We start from the raw sequence: 14,476 nt of genomic DNA on the forward strand, positions 1-14,476 counted from the left end.
TTATGCGGCGCTGCAATACGTCCCTTTCGGCAAGCGCACGCCGAAAGGGCACCGCTACCCACAGGAGCCAACCATGCAGGAAGATTCGAAGCACGCATTCGATGCAGCGCAGACCGAGTACGAAGCCTTCATGCTCGAACCGCACGACTGGGTACCGAATAACAGCAAGCTGCCGGTCGTGATCTACAGGCAAGCGGTGGACCCCGCAATCGGCGATCTCGCCAAGGCGTTCGAATTGCTGTTCGCACACAATGAATGGCCGCCGCAGTGGCGCGACGGCATCTTCGACTACCACCACTTTCACTCGACCGCGCACGAAGTGCTCGGCGTGACAGACGGTTCCGCGGATGTGATCGTCGGCGGTCCGGGCGGCAAGGTGGTCAGCGTGTCCGCTGGCGACGTCTTGTTGCTGCCTGCCGGCACCGGCCATTGCCTGCAATCGTTCGCGGGCCGCTTCCGGGTGGTGGGTGCCTATCCCGCAGGCCAGCAGTGGGATATCCGCCGCGAAGCGCTGACCCCGCAGGAGCTTGCCGCAATGCACGCGCTGCCGTTCCCGCAAATGGACCCGGTCGACGGCAAGCATGGCCCCCTTTGCGAGCATTGGCTGAACGCGGCCTAGCTCCACCCGCTAGCACGCCCGCCAGAACCCCAACACGATCCCGATGTCACGCCGCGTGCAGATTTGCGCGCATCGGCGCATCATCCATGAGGCTTGCTGAGCTCTTCATGCGTTGTTTCCCTGAACACCGCTTGCCGGCGACGTCGCGGCAGCGCGCACCGGCAATGTTTACAACGGCCGAACAAGGAGTGTCCCATGCAAAACGATCCCGCCCTCGATCAGTTGTGCATCAATACGATCCGCACGCTGTCGATGGACGCTGTCCAGAAGGCCAATTCCGGCCACCCCGGCACGCCAATGGCGCTCGCGCCGGTCGCCTACCATCTGTGGCAGAACCATTTGCGCTACGACCCGGACGAGCCGTTGTGGCCGAACCGCGACCGCTTCGTGCTGTCGGTCGGGCATGCGTCGATGCTGCTGTATTCGCTGCTGCATCTGGCGAACGTGAAGGCGGTGGACGAAGACGGCAAGCCGACCGGCAACCCCGCCGTGTCGCTGGAGGACATCGAGCGTTTCCGCCAGATCGACAGCAAGACGCCGGGACACCCTGAATACCGTATGACGACGGGCGTCGAAACCACGACAGGTCCGCTCGGCCAGGGCTTGGGCAACAGCGTCGGCATGGCGATGGCGGCCCGCTGGTACGAGAACCGCTTCAACAAGTCGGACGCGCCGCTCTTCGACTACCGCGTCTACGCGCTGTGCGGCGACGGCGACATGATGGAAGGCATCTCGCACGAAGCGGCCTCGCTCGCGGGCCATCTGAAACTGTCCAACCTGATCTGGATCTACGACAGCAATCGCGTGACGATCGAAGGACACACCGATCTCGCCTATAGCGACGACGTCGAAAGCCGTTTTCGCGGCTACAACTGGCATACGCTGCATGTGAACGATGCGAACGACGCCGCCGCGCTGGAAGCCGCATTCGTCGAGGCAAAAAGCATTACCGACCGGCCGACGCTGATCGTGGTCAACAGCATCATTGGCTGGGGCGCGCCCAACAAGCAGGACACCTCATCCGCGCACGGCGAGGCGCTCGGCGTCGAGGAAGTCGCGCTCACTAAAAAGTTTTACGGCTGGCCGGAAGACAAATTTTTCTACGTGCCCGACGGCGTGCACGAGCGTTTCGCCGAGGGCATCGGCGCGCGCGGCAAGGCGGCGCGCGCCGAATGGCAGGCAAAATATGACGCCTACACGAAGCAATATCCGGAACTGTCGCGCGAATTAGCGCTGATCGAGGCGCATGAATTGCCGGTTGGCTGGGATAGCGACATTCCGAAGTTCGACGCGGACGCCAAAGGCATGGCTTCGCGCGAGTCGTCGGGCAAGGTGCTCAACGCGATTGCCGCGCGCGTTCCGTGGATGATCGGCGGCGCGGCGGACCTCGCGCCATCCACGAAAACGAATCTGAAATTCGAGGGCGCGGGCAGCTTCGAGCACGACAACTACGGCGGCCGCAATCTGCATTTCGGCATTCGCGAGCATGGAATGGGCGCGGTGGTCAACGGCCTCGCGTTGTCGAACTTGCGGCCGTTCGGTTCGACATTCCTGATTTTCAGCGACTACATGAAGCCGCCGATCCGCCTGTCGGCGATCATGGAAGTCGAGTCGATCTATGTGTTCACGCACGATTCGATCGGCGTCGGTGAAGACGGCCCGACGCATCAGCCAATCGAACAATTGGCGTCGCTGCGCGGCGTACCGGGCCTTACCGTGCTGCGTCCGGGCGATGCAAACGAAGTGGCCGAAGCGTGGCGCGTCGCGATCACGCAGAAGCGGCGTCCTGCGTGCATCGTCGTGTCGCGGCAGCCGTTGCCGACCTTGGACCGCAGCCGCTATGCATCGGCCGAGGGCGTGAAGAAGGGCGCCTATGTGCTCGCCGATGCGCCCGACGGACAGAAGCCGCAAGTCATTCTGCTCGCGACGGGCAGCGAGTTGTCGATCTGCGTCGATACGTACGAGAAACTGAAGAGCGAGGGCATCGCCGCGCGCGTGGTGTCGATGCCGTCATGGGATCTGTTCGAGCGGCAGGACGAAGCCTATCAGGACGCCGTGCTGCCGCCCGACATCGACGCGCGCGTGGCCGTCGAGCAGGCCGCCTCGCTAGGCTGGGACCGATACGTCGGCCGGCTCGGTGCGCAAGTGGTGATGCACACGTTCGGCGCATCTGCGCCGCTTTCCGATCTGAAGAAGAAATTCGGCTTCACGCCCGAGCATGTGTACGAAGCGGCGAAGCAGCAGATCGCACGGGTGCAGACAAAACGCAGCCAGGAGTAGTGCATAAAGCAGTAGCGAAAAAGCCGGCGGTGTGAAAACCGCCGGCTTTTTGTCGAGCGTCGGCGCTAACTGGCAGAAGCGCAGAAGGCGGCAAGCCGTTGTGTCCGATCCGCTTCAGTTCAGTTCGCCGGAATCGTCACAACGGGCGCTTTGCTGCTCGTATCTGCCTCCGCGAGCGCCATCAGATTCTGCACGACCGTGAACGCGTATTTCGAGTCGAAGTCGTTGCGATCGACCCAGTATGACGACGTCCCGTACGGAATCATCACGTACGCATTGTCGGGCGCACTCTCGCCCGAGTGAATGATGATCGTCGGTCTCGTCTCTCCGCCGATCAGGCCCACGGTCGGCTTCGTCGAACCGTCGGTTATGCGGTCGACGGGCACCTGCACCTGTGCACCGAGATCGCTTAGGATGCCGAGCACCGAGCGCGTCACCATGGGAATCTTGTCCGCTTTCTGCCATGCGGAAGAAGGCCCATAGACGATCTCGTAACTGCGCGTTTTCGACGACAGATGCAGCAGCTTGCGCACGCGAGCCAGGTCGGCGGCCGTTTGCGGCGACTCGCCGCTTGTCGTTGCTCCCATCACCAGAAACACGCTCATCTGATCGTTCTTGCTGCCCACGTTGCGCGACTCGACGTTGAGCTCGCCTGCGAGTTGCAGCCGGCGCAGCGAACGCAGCAATTGGAAAAAGCCGGGCGCGCCCGCGCTGTTTTCTCCGCCGAGCGCATTGCCGTTCTGCAAGCCTCCCACCGATTGCGCGGTGATGCGCAACAGCAGGTCGATAGGGATGCCGCCTTCGGCCAGAGGCAGCACGAGTGCGGGCGCGAGCGGCCGGATGTAAGCGGAGGCGAATGCTTCGCCGGTCGTTGGCGTGAACGTGAATGTGGGGTGATTCGAATATGACACGCTACCCGTGGCGAGCGCGTAGTTCGGCTGGCTGCCTGAGCCCGCGTTAGCGGTTGCGCCGCCGCTGGCGTCGAACGTGTAGGCGGCGATGATGCTGCTGACGCTCAGAAACGCAGGTGCGTCGCCGTAACGAAGGCCGACCACGGCCGCAAGGATCTCGCGTTTTTTCGCGTCGCCGAGTGCACGCGCATAGTCGACCTGATCGGCTTTGAGGCGCGACGGTCCGATATGCACGCAGGCAGAGGAAAGGCATGCCGCGCAAAGCGCGGCGGCGACCGAAGCGGTTCTTATCATGTCGGGGAGAGGGCGGAACGCTTATCCGCTGAAGAATGAGTGCGCAACGGCGGTAGCAGGGCGCATTCCCGGACGCGCGACAAGCTTGCGTGATGATGAGCTTACCGGCGATACACAGCGCTATTTGCGTCGGTACGCCGCGAGGGACGCTGCGCGAACCCGTCGCGCGACTGACGCGAATGAGCACAGCCGTTGCAAGTTTTGCAGCCGCGCTTCGCGCATAGACATGCGCGCTGAGTTTAGCGCTCGGACGGAGTAGCCGCGGACACGTCCGTCGTCTCGTCGAGTGTGCTGCGATAAGTGCGCGATTGCATCTCGGTAAGCCGGCTCAGCGTTCTCGACAGATCATGCGCGCCTTCGAGGTCGCGCAACGCGGCATGAATCGGTTCGTCCGATGCAATGAAAAGCGCACGCTTACGGTCGTAAAGAATGTCGACCAGCCACACGAGCCGCTGCAACGTGTGCGCTTGCGTGAGCCATTCAGTGTGTACGTTATCGACTATGAGTCCATGCCATCGCTCGGCAAGGTCCAGATAGTCGAGATGCGAACGGCTTGCCACACACAGTGTTTCGAAGTCGGCCCACAGCAGAGCCGCGCCCACTGCGTGTGCCACGAGTGGGCGGCCCGCGGCACTGATCTTGGTCGATTCGAGCGCGCCGCTGCTGTCGTAGCGCAGGAAGATTTCCCGCAGCGCGTTGCGAGCGGCTGCATCGAGCGGGGCAAAGAAACGCGGCGTCTCATGCTGTTTGCCGCCGAAACGATAGTCGCGCGCGCCGTCGAAATGGATCACCCGGAAATGCCGTTTGATCTGCTCGATGGTGGGCACGAAACGCTCGTGAAACTCCGGGTCGGACAGGAGGCCGTCGGGCGCATAGTTCGACGTCAGCATGATGCGCGTGCCGAGATTGATCGCCGTGTCGAGAAAGCGGCCCATCAGAAACGCGTCCGCGATATCGTGCACGTGGAATTCGTCGAAGCATAGCAACTCTATGCCATCGAGCCATTGCTTCGACACGGAGCCAAGCCTGTCGTCGCCACGCGGTTCGTTCACGAGGCGCTGATTCATCTCGCGGAGAAACTCGTGAAAATGCAGGCGCCGCTTGCGGCAGTCCGCGAGTTCGAACGCGGTATCGACCACCAGACTCTTGCCGCGTCCAGGCAGTCCGTGGCAATACACGCCCTGATATCGCGATTCAACGCGGCTTGCGGTGGACCCGGCCAAAGCGCAGAGCGCCGCGATCGCATCGCGCTGCCTCGCATCAGGCACGATGCCGCGCGCAGCGAGACTGTTGGTCATGTCCGCCTCGTCGAACATGCGCGCGCTCATTCGACCCGCTGTCCGCTTAACACACGCTGCAGTTCATTGGGGTCCACCGGCTTCGTGAAGTGATGATCGAAGCCCGCTTCCACCGCCGTCTGCTTGTCCTGCTGCTGGCCCCAGCCCGTCACCGCAATGAGGCGGATGCCGGCGTCCGGGTAGTCGCTGCGAATCCGGCGCGCGACTTCATAGCCATTGAGGAGCGGCAGACCGATGTCGAGAATCACCGCCTCCGGGGCGAATTCGGCGATCACCGCGAGTCCCGCGACTCCGTCGCTGGCCGTGCGCACCTGGTGGCCCTCCAGTTCGAGAACCATCGCGAGGCTGTCGGCGGCGTCCGCATTGTCGTCGACAATCACGATCCGCAGTCCGGCGGCCGGCGGCTTATCGGGTTGCGTGGCGTCAGCGGGTGCATCGGCGGAACTGGACAGCGGCAGGCGGATCACGAATTCGCTGCCCGCGCCGGGCCCGCCGCTGAATGCAGCGACGGTGCCGCCGTGCAATTCCGCAAGACCGCGCACGAGAGCGAGCCCAATGCCGAGTCCGCCTTGGGAGCGGTCGAGCGCGGGCGCAAGTTGCGAGAACATTTCGAAGACACTGTTCAGATGTTCGCGAGGAATGCCTATGCCCGAATCGCGCACTGCGATCACGGCCTGGTTGCCTTCGCGTTGTGCGGTGAGCGCAATGCTTCCGCCTGGCGGCGTGTACTTCGCTGCGTTGTTCAGCAGATTGAGGATCATCTGCGAAAGACGCGTAGGGTCCGCATCGAGAAAAAGCGGCTCGGGGGACAACGTCACGCTCAGACGATGCTCGGACGCCTGCACGATCGCACGCGCGGCTTCCACCGCGGATTGCATCGCGCGCGCGAGTTCGAGCCGCTGCTTGCGCAGTTCGAGCTTGCCCTGGGTGATACGCGAGACTTCGAGCAGATCGTCGACAAGATGCGTCATGTGCTGCAATTGACGGGAAAATACGTCGCGCGACCAGTTCAGTTGCGGATCGCTGAATTCTTTCGCGCGCAGAATTTCGAGGACATTGCGCATCGGCGCAAGCGGATTGCGTAGCTCGTGCGCGAGCGTCGCAAGGAATTCGTCCTTGCGGCGATCCGCTTTGGAGAGCTCCGCGTTAAGCCGCGTGAGTTGCTGCTCCGCATGCCGCCGCTCGGTAATGTCGCGATTGATGCTCACCGCACCGTAAATGTCGCCGCGCTCGTTGGCGAGCGGTTTGACCACGGTTTCGCAAACGCCGCGCGAACCGTCGCGCCGCACGAACGGCAACTCGCCGCGCCACGTGCCGTACGCGCCGAGACCCGCGAACACTTCGCGATGAATGCGCAGCGCATCTTCAGGCGGATGAAAGATCGAGACGGGCTTGCCGAGAATCTCGCGCATCCGGTAACCGAGCATGCGTTCGCCGCCGACATTGAAGTCGGTGATGTTGCCGCGCAGATCGGTGATCACGATTGCATCGCTCAAGTGCTCGAAAATTGCGGCCTGGCGCAGCAGCACTGTCTGCGCCTGCTTGCGCTCGGTGATGTCGATGCCGAGCCCGCAGACGGTCAGCGGCTCGCCATGCTCGTCGTAGGTGGCGCGGCCGCGGCCTTCCATCCAGCACCAGTCGCCGCTTGCATGCAGGAAGCGGAATTCGGCGACGTAGTCGTCGCGGCTTCGCACCGCATGATCGACGGCCTCGTTGAGCGCAAGCAGATCGCCCGGATGAATCAGTTCGAAAAAACCGCGCGCTGTATTGCCGAGGCGTCCTTCGGCGTAACCCGCGAGCGCTTCGAGTTCGCGGCTCCACCAGAACTTGCCGGTCTTCGGCTCGTGCGACCACGCGCCCATGCGCGCGCCGCGCATTGCGAGGCTCAACACGTCGCGGCTTTCCTGCAATTCCCGTTGCGCCAGCTGATGCGCGGCTACGGACGCCTCCGCGTTACGCCGCGCGAGCACGAGCTCCTGCTCGTACTTGTGACGATCGGCGACGATCAGCACCGCGACTTCGATGTAGCTTTGCTCGCCGTGCACGCGGCGCACTGCATTGAGCAGTGTCGGCACCGTATGGCCGTCGCGATGCAGCATGCTCAGCTTGACCTCGGCGACGGAGCCCTGCATTTGCAGCAGCGGCGCCCAATGCGTCTGATAAAACACCTTGCCGCCAGTTGTCAGCAGATCCTGAAGGCTCATGCCCCTCGTGAGTTCTGCGGCGTCATGGCCGATCCATTCGCAAAACGTTGCGTTGGCGCGCACGATGCGCCCGTCGGTATCGGTGACGACGAGGCCGCAGGCGGCGTGCTCGAACAGCGCGTCGGCGAGCGGCAATGGGCGGTCGGTACTTTGCATTGCGTTAACGAGCAGTCGTCTGCAGGAAAGCGCTGATGGCCTCCGCAGTCGCGCGAGGCGCGCTCACATGCGGACAGTGCCCATTATTCTCTACGACGCGAAGCGTGCTGCTACGCATCGTGCGATGCATGTACTCGCCGACCGCGCGCGGCGCGATGACGTCTTCGCTTGCTTGCAGAATCAGAGTGGGCGTGGGGTTCGAAGGCAGCACGCCGCGATGATCGGAGAGAAAGGTGACGCGCGCGAACTGGGCGGCGATCCGCGGATCGGTCTGGCAAAAGCTGTTGTTCAACTCAACGACGAGTTCCGGCTGATCCGGCGCGCCCATGATGACGGGTGCCATTGCGCTGGACCAGCCGAGATAGTTGTCCTCAAGCGTGACAAGCAGGTCGTCGATGTCCTCGCGCGTGAACCCGCCGATGTAATCGCCGTCGTTCAGGTAGCAGGGCGACGGGCCCACCATCGCCTGAGCGGAAAAAAGCTGCGGTGCTTCGAGGGCGGCGAGCAGGCCGATCATGGAACTCACCGAATGGCCGACGAACACGACCGGCTCGTCGGCCACTTCGCGGACGAGTTCGACCAGGTCGCGCGCATAGCCGTGCAGCGAGTCGTACTTGTCGACGTCGTATGCGGCGAGGTCGGACGATCCGCTGCCCACGTGATCGAATAGCACGATGCGGTAGTCGTCATGGAAATATGGTGCGACGCGGCGCCACATGCTCTGGTCGCAGCCGAAGCCGTGCGCCATCACGATGGTGCTCGCGCCGCGCCCGGAAATATTCACGTTGTTGCGCTGGATGATGCTCATTGTCGAGTCCTGGAGCGTGCCGGGATGGAAGCGGGGATGCGCTCGGTCCGGGATCTGACAGAATGTTACCGCAGTCTCGCGGCCGCGCCGCCTCGGCACGTCTGCACCGATGCGCCGCGCTGCGGCTTTCCGGTTTCATCCGGTCTTTATCGGCTGCTTTGGCGCGCTCCGCGGCTCCATGCCGAAGCGCTCGTATTGTGCGATCACTTGCGCGCCGAAAAGCAGCAACGTGGCAAGCCATTCCAGGCTGAACAGAATGACGATTGCCATGGTGAGCGAACCGTACACCACGCTGACCTGTGAAAGCGTGGCAAAGTACCAGACCAGTACATGCCGCGTGATCTCCCACAACAGCGCAGCGACGATGCCGCCGAACAGCGCATGCTTGAGCGATGGCCGTCCGACCGGCATGACCATATAGATCGACGTCAGCAGGAAAACTTCGCCGGCGAGACCCAGCAGATACAGCAGGACTCGCGAAGCGCCCTGCAGCGACAGATGCAGGCCGAACAGTTCGATGCCTTCGGCACCCACGGCTTCCAGTCCGCTCGAGACGAGCGTGACGATCAACGCGCCCACGCCAAGGAACAGGATGTAGCAATAGGGTAGTAGAGCCGAAAGTAAAAAATGCCGCCGCCGTATGACCACACGATGAACGAAGATCAGCGACATCGCGTTTTCGAGTACCGTGAAGGCGAGCGAACTGAAGAACAGCATCGTCACGAACAGCACCCAGCCGATCACCGCACGGTGAGCGAGAAAATTGGCAAGCTCACGCACGAGCGCCGCGGACTGGCCCGGCACGAGCCATTGCAGCAAATGCCCTAGCGCCGGAAGCAGAATGTGTTGCGGCACGATGCGGGACAGCGCAATCACAATGAGGATCATCAGCGGCACGATGGAAAGCAACGCGTAGTACGCGACCGCGCCGGCGAGCAGCAAACCCTGATTGGCCCGGAACGCCTTCATCGTTTCGAGGATGAATCTGCCCGGGTGTCTCGCGACATTGAGCGTGCGCTGATCGATGATGGAGTGCATAGGACCTCGCCACGCGCGCGCGGCGAGCCGCCGACGGACGGCGCGTACCGGTGCGCTCTTCAGCGTAGGGTAAGCAAGAAAGCCTCCACACGTCTCGCGATCGCACACACAAAACTTTGCGGGAATCGAAGCTCGCGTTGCGAGAGCGGGAATACGCCTTGCTATTGAGGTGCGACATGGCATCCGAATCAACATCGAACATCGCAGAGCAACATGCCGACTCCGGGGACCTCGTCATCGCGCGTCCCGAGGGTCTGTATTGTCCGCCCGGCGACTTCCATATCGATCCGTGGCAGCCCGTCGAGCGGGCGGTGATCACGCATGCGCATTCCGACCACGCCCGCTTCGGGCATCGGCGTTATCTCGCGTCGCGTGCGGGCGCAAACGTGCTGCTCTCCCGCCTGCCTGACATTTCGCTGCAAACGCTCGCGTATGGCGAACGGCTCGACATCAACGGGGTAACCGTGTCCCTGCATCCCGCAGGGCATGTGCTTGGGTCCGCGCAATTGCGCATCGAGCACCGCGGGCGCGTGTGGGTCGCATCCGGCGATTACAAACTCGACCCCGATCCGACCTGCGACGCATTCGAGCCGGTGCGCTGCGATACATTCATTACGGAATCGACTTTCGGTCTGCCGATCTACCGCTGGGACACACCGCAAACCATATTCGACGGCGTCGATTCATGGTGGCGTCACAACGCCGCCCAGGGACGCGCGTCCGTATTGTTCTGCTATTCGTTCGGCAAGGCGCAGCGCGTGCTGGCAAGCATCGACCCGGGCATCGGCCCGATCTTCTGTCATGGCGCGGTCGAACCGCTCAATCGTGCTTATCGTGACGCGGGCGTGCGGTTGCCACCGGTGCGTCTCGTCAGCGAAATTGCGCCCAAAGACAAGGCGGCGTTCAGCCAGGCGCTGATCGTTGCGCCGCCGTCGGCGCAAGGCAGCGCATGGCTCAAACGTTTCGGCGACTATAGCGACGCGTTCGCGTCGGGCTGGATGCGCTTGCGCGGCGCGCGCCGCAGGCGCGGCGTCGACCGCGGGTTCGTGCTCTCGGATCATGCGGATTGGCCGGCGCTGCAAACGGCGATTCACGCAACGGGCGCGGGGCGCGTCATCGTCACGCATGGCTCGGTGGAACCGATGGTGCGCTGGCTGCGCGAGCAAGGGCTGGATGCGGGCGCCTTCGAGACCCAATACGGCGACGATACGGTCGAAGCCGATGCATTGGGCGGCGACGCGACAGCAGTGCCGGGCAATGCACCGCCCGCACAAAGCGATGAAGCGCCCGTGCATGAGTTCGACGATGCCGCGAGCCGTTCATGAAGCGCTTCGCTGCTCTTTACACTGCGCTCGACGCGACAACCTCCACGCACGACAAGCTCGAAGCGCTGACGAGCTACTTCGCCGTGGCGGAGCCTGAAGACGCCGCATGGGCGTCGTACTTTCTCGCCGGCGGCAAGCCGCGGCAATCGGTGCCCACGCGTCTCCTGACCGAATTTGCCCGCGAACGCGCGGGATTGCCCGCGTGGCTTTTCGAGGAGTCGTATCACGCAGTCGGCGATCTTGCCGAGACCATCGCGCATATTCTGCCGCCCGCGCGACGCAGTACCGAACTGGGCCTCACGCAATGGATCGAGCAGCGTGTGCTGACCTTGCGCGGTCTTGCGCCTGAAGAGTTGCGTACGCGTCTGTTCAGCTATTGGGATGAACTGGACTGGGGCGAGCGCTTTTTGCTGACGAAGCTGATTGGCGGGGGCTTTCGCGTTGGCGTCGCGCGGCAGTTGGTGGTGCGTGCGCTCGCCCAGGTCGCGGGAGTGGACCATAAGCGCATTGCGCAGCGCATGGTGGGATGGACCGATTCGCGGCAGAAGCCGGACGCCGCGCGTTATCTGCGTCTGATCGCGCCCGACGCACCTGGCGTCGACAACGCGGGCGAGCAGCAATCGGCGGATCGGCACGACAGCGATCTGGGCCTGCCATATCCGTTCTTTCTCGCGCATCCGTTGCAGACCGATCCCGAGACGCTTGGCGATCCGTCGCGCTGGCTGATCGAATGGAAGTGGGACGGCATACGCGCGCAACTCGTCAAACGCGGCGGCCGTGTGTGGTTGTGGTCGCGCGGCGAGGATCTGATCACCGATCGGTTTCCCGAAGTGGCCGCGTTGGGCGAGGCCTTGCCTGACGGCTTTGTGATCGACGGCGAAATCCTTGCCTGGGAACCCGGTGCCACCGCGCCTTTGCCATTCGCGCGCCTTCAACCGCGCATCGCACGCAAGACGCTGACGAAAAAAATCCTCGCGGATTCGCCCGCCGCGTTGCTTGCTTACGATCTGCTGGAAGCGCACGGCGAGGACTTGCGCATGACGCCGCTCGCCGAGCGGCGCGCACGCCTGGACACGTTGGCCGCATCGCTCGACGGCACGCTTTCACGCGAGCTGCTGCGGGTATCGCCGCAGGTGTCTGGAGCCGATTGGCGCGCGTTGGCGGCGCTACGCGAGGAGAGCCGCGCGCGGGGCGTCGAGGGCTTCATGGTGAAGGAGCGCGAGTCGATGTACGGCGTTGGCCGCACGAAAGCATCCGGCACCTGGTGGAAATGGAAGATCGATCCGTATGCGATCGACGCAGTACTGGTTTACGCGCAGCGCGGACACGGCAGACGTGCGAGCCTATACACTGATTTCACGTTCGCGGTCTGGGACGAAGCCAATGGCGTGCGCACGCTCGTGCCGTTCGCAAAGGCGTATTCGGGTCTTACCGATGAGGAAATGCGCCAGGTTGACGCAATCGTGCGCAAGACTACGATCGAGAAGTTCGGACCGGTGCGCAGCGTGACGCCGACGCTCGTGTTCGAGATCGGTTTCGAGGGCATCCAGGCGAGCACGCGTCACAAGTCCGGCGTGGCCGTGCGATTCCCGCGCATGCTGCGCTGGCGCACCGACAAGCATATCGACGACGCGGATACGCTCGCGATGCTCAAGGGTTTCATCGACGATCGCGCGGGATGACCTTGGCGGTAGCGAACTAGCGACGAATGGGTAACACGCATCGGCAACGATGCATTCACGATACATCGACGACAAACACCGCCGCTGCTTGATCGCGGCTCATCCAGAAAGCATGTCACCAGTGATGCAGTGCAGCGCGGGAGCGAATCTTGCAACCGGGCGGCGGGTGCCGTCATTCGGCGCGCGCAAGCACCAGGGAGAACGTAGTGATGCTCGACAACCAGTTCGAAGACAGCGAAGACGTGGTCGTATGGCGGCCAATCGAGTATGCGATGGCGTCGCACAGGCGCGTACTGGTCGTGGACGACTATCGTGAAGCGGCGGACGCGCTGCAAATGCTGTTGAACGCGGACGGGTTCGAATGCCGCGCGCTCGAAGATCCGCACGCGGTATGCGATATGGCGTCGCAATGGCAGCCGTTCGCCGTGGTTCTCGACATCAAGATGCCCGGCCTCGACGGGCTGGAACTGGCGCGGCGTCTGCGCGCGCATCCATCCACCTCGCATATGCTGCTGGTGGCCTGCACGGCGTTTGCGTCGCGCGACGACCGCGCCCGCGCGCGCGCCGTCGGATTCGACGCTCACTGCGCGAAGCCATTGACGCCCGAGCGTCTGCTGCGCGTGCTGGAGTCGGCTGCGGCGTTGCACGCTGTGGCGCCGCCGTAAAGCGTGCGCGCCGTTTGAAAAAACTGCGGTGCGTGGGGCGCAGTTCCTGAAGTGCTTTCCGCAGTATGTCGCGTGTTTGCCGACTCCCTCCGTTCGCTCGAAGTGCCCCTCAGCCCATTGCATTTCCTCGCGCGTTTTCTCTCGCGATTCTCGATAGATGTCCCATCGTGCAGCGGGAATGCACCAGAAAGCCGCGCCATGCGCGGGCCCGTCGGTTGCTAAATCTGTCGCAACGCCGTGCGTTTTGCACGCCGCGCAGGTTAAACAGCTTTCTGGAGGTTTTATATGAGCGACACAGAACGTCCCACGCCGCCGTTCAAAGGACAGCAGCAGGATCAGACACCGGGCCGCACCGCGGAGATGAACCCGCAACCCGATCACGGCGAGAAATCGTATAAGGGCTCGGGACGCCTCGCAGGGAAGGCCGCCATCATCACTGGCGGCGACAGTGGCATTGGCCGCGCCGTCGCCATCGCATTCGCGCGTGAAGGCGCGGACGTATTGATCTCCTATCTGAACGAAGACGACGATGCACGCGAGACCGCGCGCTGGGTCGAAGAGGCGGGCCGCAAGGCGGTGCTGGTGCCTGGCGACATCACGAATCCGGCGCACTGCAACGCGATTGTCGACAAGGCGATCGAGGCGTTCGGCCGGCTCGACGTGCTCGTGAACAACGCGGCATACCAGATGACATACCCGTCGCTCGACGAAATCACCGACGAGGAATGGGACAAGACGTTCGATACCAACATCGGCGCGATGTTCCGGATCACGCGCGCTGCAGTCAGGCACATGAAGCAGGGCGCCGCGATTGTCAACACCACGTCGATCAACGCGGACCATCCGAATCCCGGCCTGATCGCGTACGCGACGACCAAGGGCGCGATCCAGAACTTCACGGGCGGGCTTGCGCAACTGCTGGCTGAAAAGGGCATTCGCGCGAATTGCGTGGCGCCTGGACCGATCTGGACGCCGCTGATTCCTTCGACGATGCCGCCTGAAAAAGTCGAAAAATTCGGCCAGCAAGTGCCGATGAAGCGACCAGGGCAACCCGCGGAAGTCGCGCCGGCCTTCGTGATGCTGGCATCCGACGAAGCGAGTTACATCTCGGGCGCCACCATCGCCGTTACGGGCGGCTCGCCGATTATTTAGGCATATTGAGCGAATGCCGAGGGGCCGCTGTTTGCGTGATTAAG

At 63.1% G+C, this 14,476-nt stretch carries 11 protein-coding genes; 6 read left to right on the forward strand and 5 right to left on the reverse strand.

Annotated elements, in window-relative coordinates; all coding sequences use genetic code 11:
• Nucleotides 1–73: 73 nt before the first annotated feature.
• Together RW095_RS21250 and tkt are read left to right on the forward strand one after the other, a co-directional pair.
• Entirely contained in the window at nt 74–619 is a 546-nt protein-coding gene (locus tag RW095_RS21250; RefSeq protein WP_317018151.1) for a cupin domain-containing protein, read from the forward strand.
• A 195-nt stretch (nt 620–814) separates the two neighbouring features.
• Nucleotides 815–2,899 carry a transketolase gene (gene tkt, locus RW095_RS21255; protein ID WP_317018153.1) on the forward strand — a complete coding sequence of 695 codons (2,085 nt, stop codon included), beginning with the start codon at nt 815–817 and terminating at the stop codon, nt 2,897–2,899.
• Nucleotides 2,900–3,018: 119 nt separating this feature from the next.
• Here the strand turns inward: tkt and RW095_RS21260 are convergent, their stop codons facing one another.
• The 5 genes from RW095_RS21260 to RW095_RS21280 all read right to left on the reverse strand — a co-directional run bounded on the left by RW095_RS21260 (nt 3,019) and on the right by RW095_RS21280 (nt 9,608).
• Complete coding sequence (locus RW095_RS21260) at nt 3,019–4,104, reverse strand: hypothetical protein (RefSeq protein ID WP_317018154.1); 1,086 nt, start codon at nt 4,102–4,104, stop codon at nt 3,019–3,021.
• Between the two features lie 239 nt (nt 4,105–4,343).
• Nucleotides 4,344–5,420 carry a cell division protein ZapE gene (gene zapE / locus RW095_RS21265; RefSeq protein ID WP_317018156.1) on the reverse strand — a complete coding sequence of 359 codons (1,077 nt, stop codon included), beginning with the start codon at nt 5,418–5,420 and terminating at the stop codon, nt 4,344–4,346.
• Nucleotides 5,421–5,428: 8 nt separating this feature from the next.
• Nucleotides 5,429–7,762 carry a hybrid sensor histidine kinase/response regulator gene (locus RW095_RS21270; RefSeq protein WP_317018157.1) on the reverse strand — a complete coding sequence of 778 codons (2,334 nt, stop codon included), beginning with the start codon at nt 7,760–7,762 and terminating at the stop codon, nt 5,429–5,431.
• A gap of 4 nt (nt 7,763–7,766) precedes the next feature.
• Nucleotides 7,767–8,570: an alpha/beta fold hydrolase gene (locus RW095_RS21275; protein WP_317018158.1), complete on the reverse strand. Its 804-nt coding sequence runs from the start codon at nt 8,568–8,570 to the stop codon at nt 7,767–7,769.
• A 135-nt stretch (nt 8,571–8,705) separates the two neighbouring features.
• The gene (locus tag RW095_RS21280; protein WP_317018160.1) at nt 8,706–9,608 is read right to left on the reverse strand and encodes a YihY/virulence factor BrkB family protein; all 903 of its coding nucleotides are present in this window, start codon (nt 9,606–9,608) and stop codon (nt 8,706–8,708) included.
• 176 nt (nt 9,609–9,784) lie between these two features.
• Here RW095_RS21280 and RW095_RS21285 point away from each other — a divergent pair, with 176 nt between their 5' ends.
• The 4 genes from RW095_RS21285 (at nt 9,785) to RW095_RS21300 (ending at nt 14,432) form a co-directional block, all read left to right on the forward strand.
• Nucleotides 9,785–10,933, forward strand: a complete 1,149-nt coding sequence (locus RW095_RS21285) for a ligase-associated DNA damage response exonuclease (RefSeq protein WP_317018161.1) — start codon at nt 9,785–9,787, stop codon at nt 10,931–10,933.
• Nucleotides 10,930–12,615, forward strand: coding sequence for an ATP-dependent DNA ligase (locus RW095_RS21290; protein ID WP_317018163.1), 1,686 nt, complete (start codon nt 10,930–10,932; stop codon nt 12,613–12,615). The genes RW095_RS21285 and RW095_RS21290 overlap by 4 nt, the downstream gene beginning before the upstream one ends.
• 209 nt (nt 12,616–12,824) lie before the next feature.
• Nucleotides 12,825–13,280 carry a response regulator gene (locus RW095_RS21295; protein WP_394365161.1) on the forward strand — a complete coding sequence of 152 codons (456 nt, stop codon included), beginning with the start codon at nt 12,825–12,827 and terminating at the stop codon, nt 13,278–13,280.
• 285 nt (nt 13,281–13,565) lie between these two features.
• Nucleotides 13,566–14,432 carry an SDR family oxidoreductase gene (locus tag RW095_RS21300; RefSeq protein WP_317018166.1) on the forward strand — a complete coding sequence of 289 codons (867 nt, stop codon included), beginning with the start codon at nt 13,566–13,568 and terminating at the stop codon, nt 14,430–14,432.
• Nucleotides 14,433–14,476 lie beyond the last annotated feature (44 nt).

It is taken from the genome of Paraburkholderia kirstenboschensis (genome assembly GCF_032806925.1).
Classification (GTDB): domain Bacteria; phylum Pseudomonadota; class Gammaproteobacteria; order Burkholderiales; family Burkholderiaceae; genus Paraburkholderia; species Paraburkholderia kirstenboschensis.